Annotated in this window: 18 protein-coding genes; 12 read left to right on the top strand and 6 right to left on the bottom strand. The window is 66.3% G+C overall.

All coding sequences use genetic code 11. The features are described from left to right. Positions 1-7: 7 nt before the first annotated feature. Positions 8-1,651, bottom strand: a complete 1,644-nt coding sequence (locus tag ACFC0O_RS31630) for a purine-cytosine permease family protein (RefSeq protein ID WP_375964382.1) — start codon at positions 1,649-1,651, stop codon at positions 8-10. A 160-nt stretch (positions 1,652-1,811) separates the two neighbouring features. Between ACFC0O_RS31630 and ACFC0O_RS31625 the strand changes: the two genes are divergently transcribed. Beyond that, positions 1,812-2,249 (top strand): VOC family protein, encoded by a 438-nt coding sequence (locus tag ACFC0O_RS31625; protein ID WP_375964380.1) that lies wholly within the window; start codon positions 1,812-1,814, stop codon positions 2,247-2,249. A gap of 139 nt (positions 2,250-2,388) precedes the next feature. Here ACFC0O_RS31625 and ACFC0O_RS31620 read toward each other — a convergent pair whose 3' ends face one another. Then, complete coding sequence (locus ACFC0O_RS31620) at positions 2,389-2,892, bottom strand: DUF2505 domain-containing protein (RefSeq protein ID WP_364642837.1); 504 nt, start codon at positions 2,890-2,892, stop codon at positions 2,389-2,391. A 126-nt stretch (positions 2,893-3,018) separates the two neighbouring features. On the opposite strand from ACFC0O_RS31620, the gene ACFC0O_RS31615 reads away from it, so the two are divergent. The 4 genes from ACFC0O_RS31615 to ACFC0O_RS31600 all read left to right on the top strand — a co-directional run bounded on the left by ACFC0O_RS31615 (position 3,019) and on the right by ACFC0O_RS31600 (position 9,625). Continuing rightward, positions 3,019-3,450, top strand: a complete 432-nt coding sequence (locus ACFC0O_RS31615) for a DUF3592 domain-containing protein (protein WP_364643001.1) — start codon at positions 3,019-3,021, stop codon at positions 3,448-3,450. A 9-nt stretch (positions 3,451-3,459) separates the two neighbouring features. After that, positions 3,460-4,173: a demethylmenaquinone methyltransferase gene (locus ACFC0O_RS31610; RefSeq protein ID WP_375964377.1), complete on the top strand. Its 714-nt coding sequence runs from the start codon at positions 3,460-3,462 to the stop codon at positions 4,171-4,173. A gap of 116 nt (positions 4,174-4,289) precedes the next feature. Beyond that, positions 4,290-8,483: a molybdopterin-dependent oxidoreductase gene (locus ACFC0O_RS31605; RefSeq protein ID WP_375964375.1), complete on the top strand. Its 4,194-nt coding sequence runs from the start codon at positions 4,290-4,292 to the stop codon at positions 8,481-8,483. A gap of 95 nt (positions 8,484-8,578) precedes the next feature. Beyond that, positions 8,579-9,625, top strand: a complete 1,047-nt coding sequence (locus tag ACFC0O_RS31600; RefSeq protein ID WP_375964373.1) for an alpha/beta hydrolase — start codon at positions 8,579-8,581, stop codon at positions 9,623-9,625. A gap of 15 nt (positions 9,626-9,640) precedes the next feature. Here ACFC0O_RS31600 and ACFC0O_RS31595 read toward each other — a convergent pair whose 3' ends face one another. Then, the gene (locus tag ACFC0O_RS31595) at positions 9,641-10,675 is read right to left on the bottom strand and encodes an aldo/keto reductase (protein WP_375964370.1); all 1,035 of its coding nucleotides are present in this window, start codon (positions 10,673-10,675) and stop codon (positions 9,641-9,643) included. Positions 10,676-10,758: 83 nt separating this feature from the next. On the opposite strand from ACFC0O_RS31595, the gene ACFC0O_RS31590 reads away from it, so the two are divergent. Together ACFC0O_RS31590 and ACFC0O_RS31585 are read left to right on the top strand one after the other, a co-directional pair. After that, the gene (locus ACFC0O_RS31590) at positions 10,759-11,397 is read left to right on the top strand and encodes a TetR/AcrR family transcriptional regulator (protein ID WP_375964368.1); all 639 of its coding nucleotides are present in this window, start codon (positions 10,759-10,761) and stop codon (positions 11,395-11,397) included. A gap of 55 nt (positions 11,398-11,452) precedes the next feature. Further along, entirely contained in the window at positions 11,453-11,686 is a 234-nt protein-coding gene (locus ACFC0O_RS31585) for a hypothetical protein (protein ID WP_375964366.1), read from the top strand. A 68-nt stretch (positions 11,687-11,754) separates the two neighbouring features. Here ACFC0O_RS31585 and ACFC0O_RS31580 read toward each other — a convergent pair whose 3' ends face one another. Beyond that, positions 11,755-12,255, bottom strand: a complete 501-nt coding sequence (locus tag ACFC0O_RS31580) for a hypothetical protein (protein WP_375964363.1) — start codon at positions 12,253-12,255, stop codon at positions 11,755-11,757. Between the two features lie 338 nt (positions 12,256-12,593). Between ACFC0O_RS31580 and rox the strand changes: the two genes are divergently transcribed. Together rox and ACFC0O_RS31570 are read left to right on the top strand one after the other, a co-directional pair. Then, positions 12,594-14,021, top strand: a complete 1,428-nt coding sequence (gene rox, locus ACFC0O_RS31575) for a rifampin monooxygenase (RefSeq protein WP_375964361.1) — start codon at positions 12,594-12,596, stop codon at positions 14,019-14,021. A 95-nt stretch (positions 14,022-14,116) separates the two neighbouring features. Next, positions 14,117-14,314: a hypothetical protein gene (locus tag ACFC0O_RS31570; RefSeq protein ID WP_375964358.1), complete on the top strand. Its 198-nt coding sequence runs from the start codon at positions 14,117-14,119 to the stop codon at positions 14,312-14,314. Positions 14,315-14,419: 105 nt separating this feature from the next. On the opposite strand, the gene menD is transcribed toward ACFC0O_RS31570, so the two are convergent. Beyond that, positions 14,420-16,054 (bottom strand): 2-succinyl-5-enolpyruvyl-6-hydroxy-3-cyclohexene-1-carboxylic-acid synthase, encoded by a 1,635-nt coding sequence (gene menD / locus ACFC0O_RS31565; RefSeq protein ID WP_375964356.1) that lies wholly within the window; start codon positions 16,052-16,054, stop codon positions 14,420-14,422. Positions 16,055-16,142: 88 nt separating this feature from the next. Between menD and ACFC0O_RS31560 the strand changes: the two genes are divergently transcribed. Next, positions 16,143-16,970: a siderophore-interacting protein gene (locus tag ACFC0O_RS31560; protein WP_375964353.1), complete on the top strand. Its 828-nt coding sequence runs from the start codon at positions 16,143-16,145 to the stop codon at positions 16,968-16,970. Between the two features lie 91 nt (positions 16,971-17,061). On the opposite strand, the gene ACFC0O_RS31555 is transcribed toward ACFC0O_RS31560, so the two are convergent. Beyond that, on the bottom strand, positions 17,062-17,505 hold the full coding sequence (locus tag ACFC0O_RS31555; protein ID WP_364642867.1) for a DUF6918 family protein: 444 nt from the start codon (positions 17,503-17,505) through the stop codon (positions 17,062-17,064). Between the two features lie 354 nt (positions 17,506-17,859). Here ACFC0O_RS31555 and ACFC0O_RS31550 point away from each other — a divergent pair, with 354 nt between their 5' ends. Then, positions 17,860-18,753 carry a 1,4-dihydroxy-2-naphthoyl-CoA synthase gene (locus ACFC0O_RS31550; RefSeq protein ID WP_364642869.1) on the top strand — a complete coding sequence of 298 codons (894 nt, stop codon included), beginning with the start codon at positions 17,860-17,862 and terminating at the stop codon, positions 18,751-18,753. A gap of 13 nt (positions 18,754-18,766) precedes the next feature. Further along, entirely contained in the window at positions 18,767-19,153 is a 387-nt protein-coding gene (locus ACFC0O_RS31545; protein WP_375964350.1) for a VOC family protein, read from the top strand. The last annotated feature ends 65 nt before the right edge of the window (positions 19,154-19,218 follow it).

Genomic DNA, 19,218 nt, shown 5'->3' with positions numbered 1-19,218 from the left:
GCGGTTTTCACTGCGGTGGCAGCACGTGGATGCCGGTCTTGTCGGTCGAGAGCGCCAGTGAGCTGATGTACTGGATCTCCCCTTCGGGTCCGGGCACCGGGGAGGCGATCATGTCCGGTCGTTCGAAGTCGATACCGGTGATGTGGCAGGTGAGGGTCTCCCCCGACGGATTGCCGTGCTCATCGAACATGGGCGCGTCGATGCCGTCGTCGGTGCGGCGCAGGTAGTACTTGCCTTTGGTGAGGATCGCCGTCAGCGGTGTCGCGACGAAGGACACGATGACCGCGATGATCGGCGAGTAAGGCTTCAGCGTCTCACCGAAGATCCCGAAGAACGTCATGATCGACAGCACCGCGGACAGCCCGAAGCCGACCAGGCCGACCGGGTTGTAGTCGTAGAGCATGCCGCGCCGGAATTCCGGCTGCTTGGGCGAGATCTTCAACAGGTACTTGTTGACCGCGATATCGGTTGCGACGGTGACGATCCAGGCGATGCCGCAGTTGGCGTAGAAGCCGAGGATATTGTTCAGGAAGTCGAACATATTGGCTTCCATCAGGATCAGCGCGATGAGCAGATTGAGCCCGAGGAAGACCAGTCGGCCGGGGTAGTTCTTGGTGATGCGGGTGAAGGAGTTGGTCCAGGCCAGCGAACCCGAATAGGCGTTGGTGACATTGATTTTGATCTGGCTGATGACGACCAGCACCACCGCGAGGGTCATGGCGAGCCAGGCGGGCATCATGTCCCGGTAGATCTCCAGGAACTGGTGCACGGGCTGATTCGCGATGTCCTGTGCGCCGGGCAGATTCGCGATCAGGTAGACCGCGAGGAACAGGCCGACGACCTGCTTGATGGCGCCGAACAGCACCCAGCCGGGTCCGGCGAGCAGCATCCAGCCCCACCAACTGCGCTTGTTCTCAGGGGTTTTGGGCGGCATGAAGCGCAGGTAGTCGATCTGCTCGGCGATCTGCGCGATGAGCGAGAGGCAGACACCGGCGGCGAGCAGCGCTCCGGTCAGGCTCACGCCCTGTCCGTCCTTGCCCCCGTAAGCGAGAAAGGTGCCGACCGAATCCGGATGCCGCACCAGCAGGAACACGAACGGCAGCACCATCAGCAGCAGCCACAGCGGGGTGGTCCACACCTGGAGTTTGGTGAGCGTCTTCATGCCGTAGATGACCAGTGGGAAGATCAGCAGCGTCGAGGCGAGATAGCCGAGCGGAAGTGGCACGTGCAGGCCGAGTTTCAGGCCCTGCGCCATGATCGAGCCCTCGAGCGCGAAGAAGATGAAGGTGAACGACGCGAACACCACATTGGTGACGATCGACCCCTTGTATCCGAATCCGCTGCCGCGGGTGATCAGATCCAGGTCGATGTTGTAGCGCGCGGCGTAGTAGGCGAGCGGGAAACCGGTCAGCATGATGACGATCGCGAAAATGCCGATGCCGAGCAGCGCGTTGCCGGTGCCGTTGGCGATGCCGATATTCGCGCCGATGGAGAAGTCGGCGAGGTACGCGATGCCGCCGAGCGCCGAGACGCCCACCACCGCCGGACTCCAGGTGCGGTAACTGCGCGGGGCGAACCGGAGGGTGTAGTCCTCCAGCGTCTCCTTGGTCGCCGCGACGGAATTCGCCGCGCGGGTTTGTACTTCGACCACCGATAACTCCTCGATCAGGCTCGTGGGTGAGCGGTTTCCGTGATCGAGACTCGTCGGCTCATGTAGAGCTGGCTTTGCCGACTCATTTCCCGCGGGTTACGTCACACTCACCGCAATTTCGGAGAAGCGTGCCGGGCGGGCGAGTCCATAGCCTTATCGCATGACGACCATTACGAACGTTTCCCTCACCACCGTCTACGTGACCGATCAGTCCGAGGCCAAGGCCTGGTATCTCGATAAGCTCGGATTCGTCGAGGTCAGCGATGTGACCATGGGCGAGAACGGCTTCCGCTGGGTGACCGTGGCGCATCCGGATCATCTGGAGCTGGAGGTGACCCTGATGGTCCCCGGACCGCCGCTGGACGAGCAGCTGGCCGAGGCGATCCGGCGGTCGCTGGCCAATGGCACGCACGGTGCGCTGGGGTTGCGTACCGACGACTGCCACAAGACTTTCGAGGAGCTCACCGCCAAGGGCGTGGAATTCGTACAGCCCCCGGCCGAGCGGCCGTACGGGGTGGAGGCGATCATTCGCGACAATTCCGGGAACTGGCTGGTGCTGGTGGAGAATCGCGAATTCGATCCCACCCGGGCGCAGTAGCGCTCCCACGAGCGCGGTAGCGGAGTCCGCGGGCCGTCATGGAATCCCGTGGCTGCGGGTGGGCGCAGCCACGGGGTACCCCTCGAACGTGAGAAGCCGCCGGTATCAACGGTTCTCGGTTGGAACAGTTACGAGCCGATCAGGCGTTCTGCGCGGCGAACCATGCCTCGACGGACTTGCGCTCGCTGTTCATCACCTTCTCCAGCAGGTTTTCCACCAGCGGCTCGATGGCGCCGCCTACCAGCGGGACCTTGACGGTCACGACGCCGGCGGCCTCGAGCTCGGAACCCTCGGCGGTGGGCCGCAATTCGAAGGTGCCCTCCATCTCGGTGGTGATGCCGCCGGAGGCGCCCGCGAAGGTGCCCTTGGCGATATCGCCCTCCAGTGCGCCCCAGGTGTCGGTGCGCTCGAGCACGAGGTCGCTCTTGAGAACCTTCTTCACGAGGCCGGGAATCTTGTCTTCGGGTGCTTTTTCGGTCATATGGATGCGAATCGTGCCCGGGCCGTCCGGGTGGGACAGGTCCAGTGTTGCCGTGGTGGCGTCCGCGAAGCGGGCGTTCCACATCTCGTCGTTGGTCAGTGCCCGGTGAAGCTCTTCTACCGGAACGCTGTACTGCACGGTGAAGCTGAATTTACGGGACATGGCGGCTACCGTAGTCCAGTCATGGAATAGCCTGGTGAAGTGTCGGAAACCAGCCAGTCTGTCACCGCTCCGGAGGCGAGCGGCGTACAGGCGCAGCCATCGGCGAGTCGCTTCCGGCGCACCCGGATGGTGATCGCCGTCGCGGCCTGCGCGATCAGCGTGCTCTCGGTGCTGCTGGTGCTCGCGGCCTGGCGCGATGACCATCTGATCAGCTCGGATATGGGCACCACCAGCGGTGAGGTGCTGTCGGCCGGGCGACTGCGTTCCGCGGTCACCTTCGTGACCCCCGACGGCGAGACCCACAATCCGAAGGTCGGCGTGCTGTACCCGACCAAGCTGACCGCGGGTGAGCGCATCAATGTCGAGTACCGGCGCGGCGATCCGGACCTGGTGCGTGTCGCGGGCCGCGACGCCCGTGTCGCGATCATCCCGGCGGCCTCGGTGATCGTGGTGACGTGGCTGGTGGCGCTGCCCGCGCTGTGGCTGCTCGGATCGCCTCCGGCGCGCTGGTTCGGCGCGGCGCGCAGGCGTTGGTCGCGTACGCGCGACGCGAGCTAATGTGCGGGTGTGGCGAAAACAGAGCGGCGGGAATTGGTTACGGCTTCGTTGGACAAGCAGCCGCATGAGGTCGCTTCCATGTTCGACGGTGTTGCCAAGCGCTATGACCTCACCAATACGCTGATTTCCGGTGGTCAGGACCGCTATTGGCGGTGGGCGACCCGGAAAGCCTTGGCGCTGCGGCCCGGTGAGCGAGTGCTGGATCTGGCGGCCGGAACCGGGGTGTCGACCCTGGAACTCGCCAAGTCCGGGGCGTGGTGCGTGGCAGCCGATTTCTCGCAGGGCATGCTGTCCGCCGGTCGGTTCCGCAGGGTGCCGATGGTGGCGGGCGATGCCATGGCGCTGCCGTTCGCGGATGAGTCCTTCGACGCGGTGACCATCTCGTACGGCCTGCGCAATGTGTCCGATCCGGATCTCGCGCTGCGCGAGATGCTGCGGGTGACCAAGCCGGGCGGGCGGCTGGTGGTGGCGGAGTTCTCCACACCGACCTTCGCGCTGTTCCGGACGGTCTACATGGAGTACCTGATGAAGGCGCTGCCCGCGGTCGCCAAGCGGGTGTCCAGCAATCCGGAGGCCTACATCTACCTGGCCGACTCCATTCGGGCCTGGCCGACCCAGTCGCAGCTGGCGCTGCGCATCGCGGACGCGGGCTGGTCGCAGGTCAAGTGGCGCAATCTCTCCGGTGGCGCGGTGGCCCTGCATCGCGGCTACAAGCTCGGCTGAGCCGCCCGGCCCTGTGGCCGTTTTCACACTGTTTTCGCACCTCACGGCGGCGGTGAACGGTTGTGAGGGGAAAAGTCACCTGGAGATAACCTTCGGTAAATCCGGCGCAATCGGGGATGACGAAGATCGGAACCATGCCGGATTCCAGCGCACCCTCGACGAGCGTCCGGACCGCGTGCTCGTACTGCGGGGTCGGCTGCGGTATGACCGTGCACACCACGCTCGATGCCGCGGGCGCACCCGTGATCGCCAAGGTGAGCGGCGACAGGCTGCATCCGGTGAACGCGGGCCGCCTGTGCACCAAGGGCGCCACGCACGCGGAGATGATGCGCGCGGACGGGCGGATGGAATCGGCCTACCGGCGTCCCGAACGCGGACAGCCGCCGGTGCCGGTCCCGGTGGACGAGGCCGTGCTGGAGGCGGGGCGGCGACTGCGCGAGATCCTCGACGCGCACGGCCCGGATGCGGTGTCGCTCTACGTTTCCGGGCAGATGTCCATCGAAGCCCAGTATCTGGCGACGAAATTGGCCAAGGGCCATATCCGGACCGTGCATATGGAGGCCAATTCCCGGCTCTGCATGGCGAGCGCGGCCACCGGCTACAAGCAGTCCCTGGGCGCGGACGGGCCGCCCGGATCGTATGACGATCTCGATCACGCGGATCTGTTCTTCGCCATCGGCGCGAATATGGCCGACTGTCATCCGATTCTGTTCCTGCGCATGGCCGATCGGCTCAAGGCGGGCGCGAAACTCATCGTGGTGGATCCGCGCCGCACCGATACCGCCGCGCGCGCGGATCTGTTCCTGCAGATCAAGCCGGGCACCGATCTGGCGCTGCTGAACGGGCTGCTGCATCTGCTGGTCGAAAACGGTGACGTGGACGCCGAATTCATCGCCGAGCACACCGAGGGCTGGGAGTCGATGCCGGAATTCCTGGCCGACTACTCCCCCGATCTGGTCGCGCAACTGACCGGGGTGCCCGAGGCCGATATCCGCACCGCCGCCGAATGGATCGGCGCGGCGGGCGAATGGATGTCGCTGTGGACCATGGGCGTGAATCAGTCCACGCACGGCACCTGGACCAGCAATGCCATCATCAACCTGCATTTGGCCACCGGAGCCATCTGCCGCACCGGCTCCGGACCGTTCTCGCTGACCGGGCAGCCCAATGCCATGGGCGGGCGCGAAATGGGTTATATGGGACCGGGATTGCCCGGTCAGCGCAACCTGCTGTCCGCCGCGGACCGGACCTTCGTGGAGACCGCGTGGGGGCTCGAACCCGGAACCATTCGCGATGCGGCCGGACCGGGCACCGTCGAGATGTTCCGCGGTCTCGCCGACGGCGATATCAAGGCGTGCTGGATCGTGTGCAGCAATCCCGTTGCCTCCATGGCCAATCGGCGCAATGTGATCGCCGGACTGGAAGCCGCGGAGCTGGTGATCGCCCAGGACGTGTACACCGATACCGCCACCAACGCCTACGCCGATCTGCTGCTGCCCGCCACGCTGTGGGCGGAGTCCGATGCGGTGATGGTGAATTCGGAACGCAACCTCACCCTGCTGCGTCAGTCGGTACCGCCGATCGGTGACGCGCGACCGGATTGGCGGTTGATCGCACAGGTCGCCACGGCCATGGGATTTCCGGGATTCGACTATGCCGACAGCTCCGAAATCTTCGAGGAGATAAGGCAATTCACGAATCCGAACACCGGATACGATCTGCGCGGTATCACCTATGACGCCCTGCGCGACGGACCGATGCAGTGGCCGTGCCCGGATCCGGCACAGCGGCGCAATCCGATTCGCTATGTGAACGACGGTGTCAGCCAGGAGCTGTACACCGATGCCGAGGGGCATCGGCCCCGGCTGGCGTTCGCCACCCCGAGTCGCCGCGCGGTCTTCTATCCACGCCCGCATCTGCTGCCCGCCGAGATGCCGGATGAGGATCACCCGTTCGTGCTCAATACCGGTCGCCTGCAACATCAGTGGCACACCATGACCAAGACCGGCAAGGTCGCCAAACTGGTGAAGCTGAATGGTGAGCCGTTCCTGGAGGTGCATCCGCAGGACGCCGCCGCACTGGAGGTCCGCGAGGGCGATCAGCTCGAAATCGCCTCCCGCCGTGGGCGAGCCGTACTGCCGGTGCGGATCAGCGATCGGGTGCTGCCGGGCAACTGCTTCGCGCCGTTCCACTGGAATGACGAGCAGGGTGAATACCTGACCATCAATGCCGTCACCAATGACGCCGTCGATCCGGCCTCGCTACAACCCGAATTCAAGGCGTGCGCGGTGCGGTTGCGCAAGGTCGCCGTGGTCGCCGCACCGGCGCGGCCCGAACCCGTGACCGCATCCGCGACGGTCACCGCGCCCGATGCCGGTGTGCATCCGCTGTCGGCGATGCTCGGCCTGGAGCGCGCCACCGCACCGACGCTGAGCGAGACCGAGCGGATCTATCTCGGCGGCTATCTCGCCGCGCTGCAATCGATTCCGGTGAACGGTGTACCGGTGCTGCCGGAGACCGCACCGATCTCGGCGGGCAGCCGGATGTGGATCGACGGGCTCCTCGCGGGCATGTATTCCCGTGGCCCGCACACCCTCTCGACACCCTCGGGGAATGACGGCAGCGCCGTGGACGGTGCGGCCGGTGGGGTCACCGCCGACACCCGGACCGTGACGGTGCTCTGGGCCTCGCAGACCGGCACCTCGGAAGAACTCGCGGCCGGTGTCGCGACCACACTGGCCGATGCCGATTTCACGCCTCGACTGCTGGATATGGATGCCGCGCAACTCGGCGATCTGACCGGCGACGTACTGGTGATCAGCAGCACCTTCGGCGACGGCGGACCGCCGGACAACGGTTCGGACTTCTGGGATCGATTGAGCGACAGCGAAACTCGGCTGAACGGCATGCGCTACGCCGTCTTCGCCCTCGGCGACTCCTCCTATGACGATTTCTGCGGTCACGGCCGCAAACTCGACGAACTCTTCGCCAAGCGCGGCGCGATCCGCCTGCTCCCCCGGGTGGACAGCGAGCCCGATCACGAAGAGCTCTCCGAGCGCTGGCTCACCGAGGTGATCGCCGCGCTGGTGGACGCCCCGGCCGACCCGGGACCGGCGCCGGCGCCCGCACCGGCACCGGCGAGCCCGCGCCGGAGCGGCGGCTCCACGGTGACGGCCACCGCCACCGCGCAGTTCACCCGCACCGCACCGGTTGCGGCGCGGGTGGCGCGCAATGAGCTGCTCTCCCGGGGATCCGTGAAAGAGGTGCGGCAGTTCGGCTTCGATCTGCGCGGACTGGACGCGAGCTATGAGGTCGGGGATTCGCTGGGGATTCGGCCGTCCAATTCCGATGCGCTGGTGGCGGAATGGCTGCACGCCACCGGTTTGGACGGTCGCCGCACCATCGAGGCCGATGATCGGGAGATCCCGCTCGCCGAGGCGCTGCGCACCCGATTCGATATCACCAAGGTGAGCACGGATCTGCTGTCGTTCATCGGGGAGCGCAATTCCAGTGTGCGACTGGCGAAGTTGCTGCGCCGGGACAATCGCAATGAACTGGACGGGTATCTGTGGGATCGGCAGCCGGTGGATGTGCTGCGTGATTTCCCGGTGCGGGCCGATCTGGTGGAGTGGCTGGGCGTGCTGAAAAGGCTGCAGCCGCGCCAGTATTCGATTTCGTCGAGTCCGCTGGTGAGCCCGCACGAGGTGCAGTTGACCGTCGGCGTGGTGCGCTACGGCGCTCCGGTGACCGCGGATTCGGCGCGCCGCGGTGGGGTCTGCTCGACCTTCCTGGCCGATCGCGCGGATGCCGAGGTGCCGATCTTCCTGCAGCGCGCACCGCATTTCCGGCCGCCGCTGGATCCGAACGCGCCGATGATCATGGTCGGCCCAGGCACCGGTATCGCGCCGTTCCGCGGTTTCCTGCACGAGCGCCGGGCGCTGGGCTGCAAGGGCCGCAATTGGCTGTTCTTCGGCGATCAGCACGCGCACGAGCACTTCTACTACCGCACCGAACTGGAGGATATGTTCCGCTCGGGTTTCCTGACCCGGCTGGATCTGGCGTTCTCACGGGATCAGCGGGAGCGAATCTATGTGCAGCACCGCATGATCGAGCACGGTGCGGAATTGTGGTCGTGGCTGTGCGACGGCGGGCACTTCTACGTCTGCGGTGATGCCGCGCGCATGGCCAAGGATGTCGATGACGCGCTGCTGAAAATCGCTCGCATTCACGGGAAATTGAGCGAGGACGGCGCGCTGGCGTTCAAGAAGCAACTCGTCGCCGAGAAACGGTACGTGCGCGACGTGTATTGATCGCGCCCGGATTTCTCGGGGCAGCGCGGCGGTGGATTCCCCCGGGTCCCGCCCCTACGATGTGAAACGTTGCGTTTTTCATGGAGGGGCAGGTCTTGAACCCACGAATCACCGGGCGTATCGCAATGGCGGCCCTGGCGGCGACCGTATCGATCGCACTGGGCGGATATCCCGCCACCGCCGACACCCCGGCCGCAGCGGCGGTGAACAGCACGGCGAAATCGGCCGACGGTTCATATATCAAGAACGTCGAGATCAAGGACGCCCGCAATATTCGGCTCACGGTGTTCTCCGCCGCCATGAACCAGACCTTCCCGGTGGACGTGCTGCGCCCCGAGGACACCTCCGCACCGCGCCCCACCCTGTACCTGCTCAATGGCGCGGGTGGCGGCGTCGACGACGCCACCTGGCAATTGCGCACGGACGCACTGGAATTCCTGTCCGATAAGAACATCAATGTGGTGCAGATCGTCGGCGGCGCCTTCGCCTGGTACACCGACTGGGTCAAGACCGATCCCGCGCTCGGGGTCAACCGGTGGAGCACCTATCTCGCCGAGGAACTGCCGCCGCTCATCGATGCCGCGCTGAATACCAACCGGGTCAACGCGATTGCCGGAATCTCCATGGCCGGACTGCCCATTCTGAACATGGCCATCGCGCATCCCGGCATGTTCCGCAGCGCCGCGTCCTACAGCGGCCTGTATCAAACCACCACGCCGATCGCGCGCGAAGCCGTGAAGGCCGTCACCGAGTTGTACGGCGGCGGCGATGTCACGAATATGTGGGGGCCGGAGAACGATCCGCTCTGGGCGGCCAACGATCCCACGCTGAATGCCGAAAAGCTGCGCGGCACCAAACTTTTCATCTCCTCCGGCACCGGAATTCCGGGAATCTGGGATGTGCCGGGCGGTAAGTTCCGGATGGAGAAGCCGTCGGAGACGCCGCAGACGGTGGCGCTCGGCGGCTTCATCGAGGCGAATGTCGAACTGTCCACCGTCACGCTGCAGCAGAAGCTGGATTCACTCGGCATTCCCGCCACCTTCAATTACCGTCCCACCGGCACGCATTCGTGGGGCTACTGGCAGGACGATCTGAAGACGTCCTGGCCGGTGCTGGCGGCGGGGCTGTACTCCGCGCCGTGATTCGGGCGGCGGGTGTCAGACGGCGGGCGGGTTGAGCCGCGCGAAATCCGGCAGCCGGTAGTACGGGTAGTAGGGATACGGCGGGGTCACCGCGCTCGCCTTGTCCAGGCGAGCGATCTGCTCGGCGTCCAGGCTCCAGCCGACCGCGCCGAGGTTCTGCCGCAGTTGCTCCTCATTGCGCGCGCCGACGATGACGGTCGCCACGGTGGGGCGGGACAGCAGCCAGTTCAGCGCGAGCTGCGGCACGGTGTGGCCGGTCTCAGCGGCGAGTTCGTCGAGCACGTCGACGATGTCGTAGAGCTTCTCGTCATCCACCGGCGGTCCGGCCGCGGCGGTCTGATGCAATCGACTGCCCGCCGGAAGTGGTTGCCCGCGACGGATTTTGCCGGTGAGACGGCCCCAGCCGAGCGGGCTCCACACCACCGCGCCGACACCTTGATCGACACCGAGCGGCATCAGCTCCCATTCGTAATCGCGTCCGGCGAGCGAGTAGTAGACCTGGTGCGCGACATAGCGCGGGAAGCCGTTCTTGTCCGCGGCCGCAAGGGATTTCATCAGCTGCCAGCCCGCGAAATTGGATGCGCCGACATAGCGGATCTTGCCCGCGCGGACCAGATCATCCAGTGCCGCAAGGGTTTCCTCGACCGGGGTACCCGCATCGAAGGCGTGCAGCTGGAACAGATCGATGTATTCGGTGCCGAGCCGCCGCAGCGATCCCTCCACCGCGCCGATCAGCCTGGCCCGGCCGGTGCCCGCGTCATTCGGTCCGGGACCGGTGGGCAGACCCGCCTTGGCCGAGATCAGCACCCGGTCGCGACGACCCGAGAGGGCCTGGCCGAGCACTTCTTCCGACGCGCCGTCGGAGTAGACGTCGGCGGTATCGAACATGGTGACGCCCGCCTCCAGATTGATATCCACCAGCCTGCGGGCCTGCGCCACATCGGTATCGCCCCACGCGCTGAACAGTTCACCGCGCCCACCGAAGGTGCCCGCGCCGAAGCTCAACGCCGGAACCAGCAGACCTGACGCACCGAGCCGACGGTATTCCATGACCAACCTCTAACGGCACTACAGTTTCATTAACAAAACAGACAGTACACTCACCTGGACGCAAATGGAACTGGAGCCCCGTTATGACCTCGGACACCACCGCACCCGGTTCGATCCGCCCCGGCGGGCGCACCGCCCGCGTTCGCGAAGCGGTCCTGCACGCCGCCGGTGACCTGCTCGCCGAACGCGGCTACGCGCACCTGGATCTGGGCGAGGTCGCCGCCCGCGCCGAGGTCGGCAAGACCACCGTCTACCGCCGCTGGCGCACCCCCGCCGGACTGGTCGCCGATCTGCTCGTGGATATGGCGGAAACCTCACTGCCGCATAGCAATACGGGTTCACTACGCGGCGATCTGCTGGCCAATGCCCGCCTGGTGACCAAGACACTCACCGACCCCCGCCAGGGCCGCCTCTTCCGCGCCCTCATCGCCGCCGGAACCACCGACGACACGGCCGCCGCCGCCCTGCACGCCTTCTACGACACCCGCCTCACCGAATGGTCCCCCTGCGTCGACTACGCCGTCACCCGGGGCGAAATCCCACCCGGCACCGACCCGCGCGCAGTCCTGTCCGCAGTGTCCGCACCCCTCTACTACCGCCTGCTCACCAGCGCCGCACCCCCCGACGAAGCTGCCGCCACCGCCGCCGTGGCAGCGGCCGTAATCGCCGCGGAGGCAGGAGTTTTCACCGCCGAAGGCACCGATTCGCAACCCGTTCGTTAGCCGATTTCGAGCCGCTTTCCTCGCGAAAAGCCCTGGTAGCGAGGAGAATTGATAGATGAAGGGTGATCGCGTGGAGATCGTCGTCGATATGGGCGACGGAACCAGAAATTACGAAATAACAGCCAGCCGAGCGGGCCGCCGCGTGGAGGTGCGCATCGCGCGCGGCGTCGTCGAAGTCAGCGAGGTGACCCGCACCGGCACCTCGGTCCGAACCGCCAGGTTCATGGCGGGCCGGGTACTCGCACTCGTGGAGCACCCGGCCGACAATGCGCTACTTCCCGATGAATGAGCGCTGCCGCCCGATGAATGAGCGCTGCCGCCCGATGAACGAGCGCACCGCTCGATGCGCGATCGGCCTCAGGGCGCGATCATGAGCGGGCGGTGCGGGTGCAACTCCACCAGGGCCACCACATCGCCGTAGGGCACCGAGCCGTTGGCGAAACGGTGGGCCATGCGGGCCAGTTTGGTGCGCGCGCCGTATTTGATGCGCATGCCGTCCTGGATGCGGTGGGACAGGCCGGGATCGCCGACTATGCGTGCGGTGCCGTAGTGCTGGCGGGAGCCGATGGCGGGGCGGCCGCGCCAATCACCGGATTGGATGACCACCCGGGGGTCGCGGGCCAATTGCATGGCCTCCTCGCCGTAGGAGGAGAGCAGGAAGGCGAAGCGGCCGAATTCGGCGGGTACCACCAGGTGCGGGGTGGTGGCGATGACGCCCGGCTCGACGGCCCGGGTCACCACGACGCTCTTGGCGTCCCACCAGAGCGAGCCTTCGTACCAGGGACTGGGACTCGGGGGCGGAGTCTCGGTATGCGGGCGGGGTGCGACGGTCGATGCCGGATGCGTTGCCTTTACCACGTGAGCTCCAAACCTATTGTCCTGCAGTGCCTTTCAAACCCAATCCCGCTGGATTTCGGAAACAGCGCAGCCACTCCCCTGACCTGCGTTGTCCGGCGAGCGCCGCGATTGTCCCGGTTTCGAGGTTAGCCGCGTCCCCGGGCGCGTGCCATAAGACCTGGTCACACGTCCGGCGTGGCGGCTATGAGCGGAGGTCATGAGAAAAGGCAAGGAGGTTACGTCACTCTCTTGCCCCATTCAACATATAGCGCACCCCGGGGCTTGCGGCAAGACCCCATCGATGCCGCACAATCGTCGGCCGAAGCCAGTACCAGCGCAAATGATCGAGGGGACAGCACATGATCGACGTGATCGTGGCCGGGGGCGGACCGACCGGATTGATGGTGGCGAATGAACTACGACTGCACGGGGTGCGCACGGTCGTACTGGAGCGAGAGGCCGAGCCCACTGCGATCGTGCGCGCGATGGGAATCCACGCGCGCACCATCGAGATCATGGACCAGCGCGGGCTGCTGGATCGATTCCTGGCGCTCGGCACGCGGTATCCGCTCGGCGGCTTCTTCGCGGGCATTCCCGCACCGCAGCCGGGTCTGCTCGACACTTCGCACGACTATGTGCTGAGCATCATGCAGCCCGTCACCGAACGCCTGCTCGCCGAACGCGCCGCCGAACTCGGCGTCGAAATCCGGCGCGGCAGTGAGCTGATCGGATTCGACCAGGATGCCGAGGGCGTCGATATCGACCTCGCCGACGGCACCCGACTGCGCTCGCGCTATCTCATCGGCTGCGACGGCGGCCGCAGTACGGTGCGAAAACTGCTGGGCATCGGTTTTCCCGGCGAGCCCAGCCGGGTCGACACCCTGGTCGGCGAGGTCGAACTGACCGAACCGCCGGAAACACTGAATGCGATTGTGGCCGAGGTGCGCAAGACCCAGCGGCTGTTCGGTGCGATGCCGCTGGCCGACGGCGCGTACCGGGTGGTGGCTCCAGCCGCCGGGGTGGCCGAGGATCGCACCGTCTCGCCCACGCTGGATGAATTCCGGCGGCAGCTGCGCGCCACCGCGGGCACCGATTTCGGTGTGCACTCCCCGCGCTGGCTCTCCCGCTTCGGTGACGGCACCCGCCTCGCCGACGACTACCGCTCCGGCCGGGTGCTGCTGGCGGGCGATGCCGCGCACGTCCATCCGCCCATGGGCGGGCAGGGTCTCAATCTCGGGGTGCAGGACGCGTTCAATATCGGCTGGAAACTGGCCGCGGTCGTGAACGGCTGGGGCCCCGCGAATCTGCTGGACACCTACGCCGCCGAACGTCGGCCCGTCGCCGCCGATGTGCTCGAAAACACCCGCGCCCAAATGCAATTGATGTCCCTGGACCCGAATGCCCGTGCGCTGCGCCATCTCCTGACGAAGCTGATGACCATCGACGAGGTGAACCGCCGCCTGCTCGAGGGCATCATCGCCGTCGATATCCGCTACGACTTCGGCGTCGAAGACGATCTGATCGGCCGCCGCCTGCGCGATATCCCGCTGAAACGCGGCCGCCTCTACGACCTCATGCACACCGGCCGCGGCCTGCTGCTCGATCAAACCGGTCGCCTCACCGTCGACGGCTGGGCCGACCGCGTCGACCATATCGTCGATATCAGTGAGGAACTCGACGCCCCGGCCGTTCTGCTGCGCCCGGACGGACATGTGGCGTGGATCGGTGAAGATCAGCGAGATCTCCACGCCCACCTGCCGAAATGGTTCGGCGCGCCCGTCGATTGAGCCGTGTCCGGGTTGCCGTGTCGCCGAATGCGGGGCAGGCTCGAAGCTGCCCGACTTCACCTGGCTTTGCCGATATGGCGGAGAGGAGCATTGTGATGACCGATCGAATCGATGCCGTGCCCGAGGCCGATTATCTGGAGCAGCAGACCGAGGTGATCGAGCCGGACGCCGAGGTCACACCGCTCCCGGAGGATGATCTCGGCTGGACCGCCGATGAGGCGGATCTGGTGGAACAGTCCATCCCGGTCCCGCTGGACGACGACTACGAGGGGGCGGGCGCTACCGACGCCTGATCGACGTCATCCCGGCGACCCGTCATTCCGGCGGGGCCGCGCCGACGATCGATGAATCGCGTTGTGGCGGTGCGGACCCGCACCGCCACAACGGTTTTCAGCGTCTCAGGCGGAGATGCCCGCGCGCACGGTGGCATGCAGTTCACGCAGGCTGGAGCGTTCGGTGGCGACCTCGAGCACCCGGATGCCGTGCGCGTGACCGGTGAGCGCCTCGGCCAATTCGGCCGGGTCGACCTGGCGGTGCGGGACGCGGTAGGCGGCGCAGAGCGCGGCCAGGTCCATACCGTGCGGGGTGCCGAAGACCCGTTCGAAGACGCCCGCGTACTGCGGATCGCCCTGTTCCAGGAGTTCGAAGATGCCGCCGCCGTCGTCATTGGCGACCACGATGGTGAGGTCCTCGGGCCGCGGTTCGCCGGGTCCGACCAGCAGGCCGGAGGCGTCGTGCAGGAAGGTGAGATCGCCCATCAGCGCCACCGTGCGGCCGGGATGGGTCAGGGCCGCGCCGACGGCGGCCGAGACGGTGCCGTCGATGCCCGCGACCCCGCGGTTGGACAGCACGCGAATCCCGGTGCGCGGGTGCGAGACCAGTGCCGCGTCGCGCACCGGATTGGACGCACCGAGCAGCAGCTGATCACCCTCGTGCAGTGCGTCCAGTACGACGGCCGCGACATGCAACCCGGTCGGCTTCGGATGTCCGGCGAGTTCCGCGCGCACCACCGCGACGGCCCGCTCATTGAGATCGCGGCACTGTTCCAGCCATTCCGGACGCGGTGCGCCGGTGGTGACCGCCCGGGTGCCGGTGCCGACCACATTGCCCGACACATCGGGCCAGCGCGGGCCGGTGGTGAGCGCGAATACCGTCACCTCGGGATCGGCGAGCACCTTGGACACCTGCCGGTGCAGCGTCGGCCGCCCGGTGATGATGGCCTGTTTCGGCTTCAGCAGTCCCAGCGCCAGCGGATGCAGTGCGGGTCCGTGCATGGGCGCGGTCGGTTCGGCGACGGTCGGCAGCGCCGCGAGTTCGGGCCGATGCCCCGCGCCGTGACCGGAGATGACCACGGTGTCCAGGCTCAGATCGATATCGAGCGGGACATCCAGGGTGGCGTACTGCGTTGCGGTCCACGGCCTATCGCCGTCCCGGCCGAGCGGCAGTGGATCACCGGCGGCCATATCGGGTACCAGCGGTTCGCGCAGCGGGATATCGAAGTGCACGGGTCCGGCATTGCCGGAGCGGGTGCCGCGCGCGGCGGCGAGCACCCGGCACACCGCGGAGCGCCACACGCTGTTCTGCGTGGGGTAGAGCGGTTCACCGGCTTCGGCCTCGGCGAGTCCGAGGCTGATGGCGGCGCGCACCTGGCTGCCGAACAGCCCGAATTGTTCGACGGTCTGATTCGCGCCGGTGCCGAGCATCTCGTAGGGCCGGTTGGCGCTGAGCACGATCAGCGGCAGGCGCGCGTAGTTCGCTTCGAGTACCGCGGGGCCGAGGTTGGCGACGGCGGTGCCGGAGGTCATCACGACCGGAACCGGGCGGCCGCTGGACGAGGCGAGGCCGATGGCCAGGAATCCGGCGCTGCGCTCGTCGATGCGCATGTGCAGCCGGATCCGCCCGGCGGCGTCGGCGGCCTGTAATGCGAAGGCCAGTGGGGCATTTCGCGATCCCGGGCACAGGACCACGTCTCGGACTCCGCCGCGCGCGAGCTCGTCCACGATGACGTGCGCCTGTGCTGTCGAAGGATTCACCCTCCCAGCCTCTCAGACAGTCGAATTCCGCGCTGCGTCAGCCCGCTCACACCTGTCATCTATACTTAGGGTTTGCTAACCTAAGCTCATGTCGAAGCGACCCAAATACGTCAAGCCCGAGCACCGGGAGATCCTCACCGCACAGGTGCTCGCGAGCAAACGGATCAGCCCGAACTTCGTGCGCGTCACCCTGGGCGGCGACGGGCTGGCTGGCTTCACCGCCATGGGATTCGACCAGTGGTTCCGACTGTTCCTGCCGGGCCGCGACGGCAGCCTGAAACTCCCCACCTCCGCCAGCACGCTCGGCTGGTATGCGCAGTACCTCATGATGGGCAAGGAACATCGGCCGCTGGTGCGCAATTACACCGTGCGCGATTACCGCGCCGCGGGCTTCGGCGAATTCGGCAGCACCGCCGAGATCGATATCGACTTCTTCTCGCACGGCGATGACAGCCCGGCCTCGAACTGGGCGGGCGGCGCGACGCCCGGCGACAAAGTCGGATTGCTGGATGAGGGCATCACCTATCAGGCCCCAGAAAATACCAATTGGTCTCTTTTGGTGGGCGATGAAAGCGCGGTCCCCGGCATCGCGGGCATTCTGCGCTCCGCGCCCCGCGATCTGAAAGGCGCTGCCTACCTGGAGATCCCGAATCCGGAAGATGCCCAGGAATTCGACGCGCCCGAGGGCGTCGAGGTGCACTGGGTGATTCGCGCGGATTCGAATGCCGAAGTCGGCTCGGTGGTCGCGGAAGCGGTGCGCGGGCAGGAGATTCCCGCCACGGGCGTCTACGCCTTCGTCGCGGGCGAACAGAAACTGGCCTCCGGCCTGCGCCGCTACTGGGCGCAGGAACGCGGAATCCCCAAGGCGGACATCACCTTCACCGGCTACTGGCGGGTCGGCAAAGCCGCGGGGTGAGCCTGTCCGAGCTCGGCTCGGACAGCACTACCGATAACCGGGTTCGCGGCCCGAACACGGGCCGCGAACCGGTCGTTTGATCAACGGTTGATCAGGCGTGACGCTGGACCAGCGCGCCGACGCGCGGAAGCGCCTCGGCCACATGCTTCTTCGCCGAGGACCGCATGGAGTTGTAGACCTTGGTCAGCGCGGGACGCGAGGAGGCGGCCGCACGCTCATCGGTGACCGAGAGCAGCGCCTCGGAAACCTCGTCCTGCTTGGAAACCAGCAGGTCGGCGAACGAGCCGGCGCCGGAAGCCTGGTACTCGGACCAGAACGGCTCCAGGGACGCGACGAACTTCGGGATGAAGGACTCCAGCGCATCGCCGACGATGGTCGGGCTGACCTTCTTCACCGCGGCGTAGCCGCCCTTGACGGCCAGACCCGACGCGCCGCCCTTGTCCGACACCTCAGCATCCAGAACCTCTTTGGCGTCGGCCAGGAAGGCCGGACGCTTGGCGTCATCGAGCAGGGATTCAGACAGTGCTGCAACCACTTTCAGGTTCCTCCGGATAGTTTTTCGATGAACGAGCGCACAGAACTATACGCACCGATGTTCCCGCACACATGATGCAGACGCGCCTCGACTGCCAGGGCAGCTACTGCACTGTAAAGCCTCCGCAATCCCTTGGCAGCGTTTCACATTCGCACCATTCACTCGAACAAGCGACCACCTCCGGTGCCCCCGCAGGTTTTTCGGCGCCTTTCGTGGGTACCCCATCGCGCCGCACCGCATGTTCGCGATCGCGTAGCCAGCGAGTTTCGGGCGTACCCCGGAGTAACCGCCGATCGACCCGAAATAAGTTGTCACCTTGCGTTACGTCCATAGGGCCCCGCTATGTTCTTGAGGGTGACCTTCAATGAAGCGCTGTGGAAACCCGTCCCTGGATTCGAAGACCTCACCGACATCACGTACCACCGGCATGTGGAGCAGGGCACGGTCCGGATCGCGTTCGATCGGCCCGAGGTGCGCAATGCCTTCCGCCCGCACACCGTCGACGAGCTGTACCGCACGCTCGATCACGCGCGCATGACCTCCGATGTGGGCGCGGTGCTGCTCACCGGTAACGGCCCGAGCCCCAAGGACGGCGGCTGGGCCTTCTGCTCCGGCGGCGATCAGCGGATTCGCGGGCGCAGCGGCTACCAGTACGCCGAGGGCGAGACCGCCGACACCGTCGATCCGGCGCGCGCGGGGCGACTGCACATCCTCGAGGTGCAGCGGCTCATCCGCTTCATGCCGAAGGTGGTCATCGCGCTGGTGAACGGCTGGGCCGCGGGCGGCGGGCACAGCCTGCACGTCACCTGTGATCTCACCCTCGCCAGCCGCGAGCACGCCCGGTTCAAGCAGACCGACGCCGATGTGGGCTCGTTCGACGGCGGCTACGGCAGCGCGTACCTGGCGAAGATGGTGGGGCAGAAGCGGGCTCGCGAGATCTTCTTCCTGGGGCGGCCGTACACCGCCGAGGAGATGCATTTCATGGGCGCGGTCAACGAGGTCGTGGATCACGATCGGCTCGAGGATGTGGCGCTGGAATGGACCGGTGAGATCCTCGGCAAGTCACCGCAGGCGATCCGCATGCTCAAGTACGCGTTCAACCTCAGCGATGACGGTCTGGTCGGACAGCAGCTGTTCGCCGGTGAGGCCACCCGCCTGGCGTACATGACCGATGAGGCCGTCGAGGGCCGCGATTCGTTCCTGCAGAAGCGTGACCCGGACTGGTCCCCGTACCCGTACTACTTCTGACACTGTAGAAGCCATGGAGATCCTGAGCAGTCGCTTGATCCTGCGGCCCGCGGACTATCAGCGGACGCTGGAGTTCTACCGGGACACGCTCGGATTGGCGATTGCCCGGGAGTATCCGGGCGGCACCGTGTTCTTCGCGGGACAGGGCCTGCTCGAAGTCGCGGGGCACGGGCGCGGCGCGGGACCGGCGGGATTCGCGGGGGCGATCTGGTTGCAGGTGCGCGATTGTTCGGACGCCGCCGCCGAACTCGCGCTCGCGGGAGTCGCCATCGACCGCAAGCCGACTCGCGAACCGTGGGGCCTGATCGAAATGTGGGTGCGTGATCCGGATGACGTGCCGATAGTGCTGGTGGAGATCCCCGCCGACCATCCGATTCGCCGGGATGTTCGAAAGCCTTAGCACGCGAGTAACTGTGAGGCGTGTCGGGGGGCACCGGTTAACAACGGATGAATGCCGTAGCGCAA

It is taken from the genome of Nocardia sp. NPDC056100, assembly GCF_042266325.1.
Taxonomy (GTDB): Bacteria; Actinomycetota; Actinomycetes; order Mycobacteriales; family Mycobacteriaceae; genus Nocardia.
The sequence above is the reverse complement of the archived record's forward strand: the minus strand, read 5'-3'. Positions and strand labels throughout refer to the sequence as shown.

What these genes read in the sequence shown, in the direction of transcription:
- ACFC0O_RS31625 (WP_375964380.1), top strand. Translation starts at nt 1,812, where the DNA reads ATGACGACCATTACGAACGTTTCCCTCACCACCGTCTACGTGACCGAT.
- ACFC0O_RS31620 (WP_364642837.1), bottom strand. Translation starts at nt 2,892, where the DNA reads ATGTCCCGTAAATTCAGCTTCACCGTGCAGTACAGCGTTCCGGTAGAA.
- ACFC0O_RS31615 (WP_364643001.1), top strand. Translation starts at nt 3,019, where the DNA reads ATGGTGATCGCCGTCGCGGCCTGCGCGATCAGCGTGCTCTCGGTGCTG.
- ACFC0O_RS31605 (WP_375964375.1), top strand. Translation starts at nt 4,290, where the DNA reads ATGACGAAGATCGGAACCATGCCGGATTCCAGCGCACCCTCGACGAGC.
- ACFC0O_RS31595 (WP_375964370.1), bottom strand. Translation starts at nt 10,675, where the DNA reads ATGGAATACCGTCGGCTCGGTGCGTCAGGTCTGCTGGTTCCGGCGTTG.
- ACFC0O_RS31590 (WP_375964368.1), top strand. Translation starts at nt 10,759, where the DNA reads ATGACCTCGGACACCACCGCACCCGGTTCGATCCGCCCCGGCGGGCGC.
- ACFC0O_RS31585 (WP_375964366.1), top strand. Translation starts at nt 11,453, where the DNA reads ATGAAGGGTGATCGCGTGGAGATCGTCGTCGATATGGGCGACGGAACC.
- rox (WP_375964361.1), top strand. Translation starts at nt 12,594, where the DNA reads ATGATCGACGTGATCGTGGCCGGGGGCGGACCGACCGGATTGATGGTG.
- ACFC0O_RS31570 (WP_375964358.1), top strand. Translation starts at nt 14,117, where the DNA reads ATGACCGATCGAATCGATGCCGTGCCCGAGGCCGATTATCTGGAGCAG.
- ACFC0O_RS31560 (WP_375964353.1), top strand. Translation starts at nt 16,143, where the DNA reads ATGTCGAAGCGACCCAAATACGTCAAGCCCGAGCACCGGGAGATCCTC.
- ACFC0O_RS31545 (WP_375964350.1), top strand. Translation starts at nt 18,767, where the DNA reads ATGGAGATCCTGAGCAGTCGCTTGATCCTGCGGCCCGCGGACTATCAG.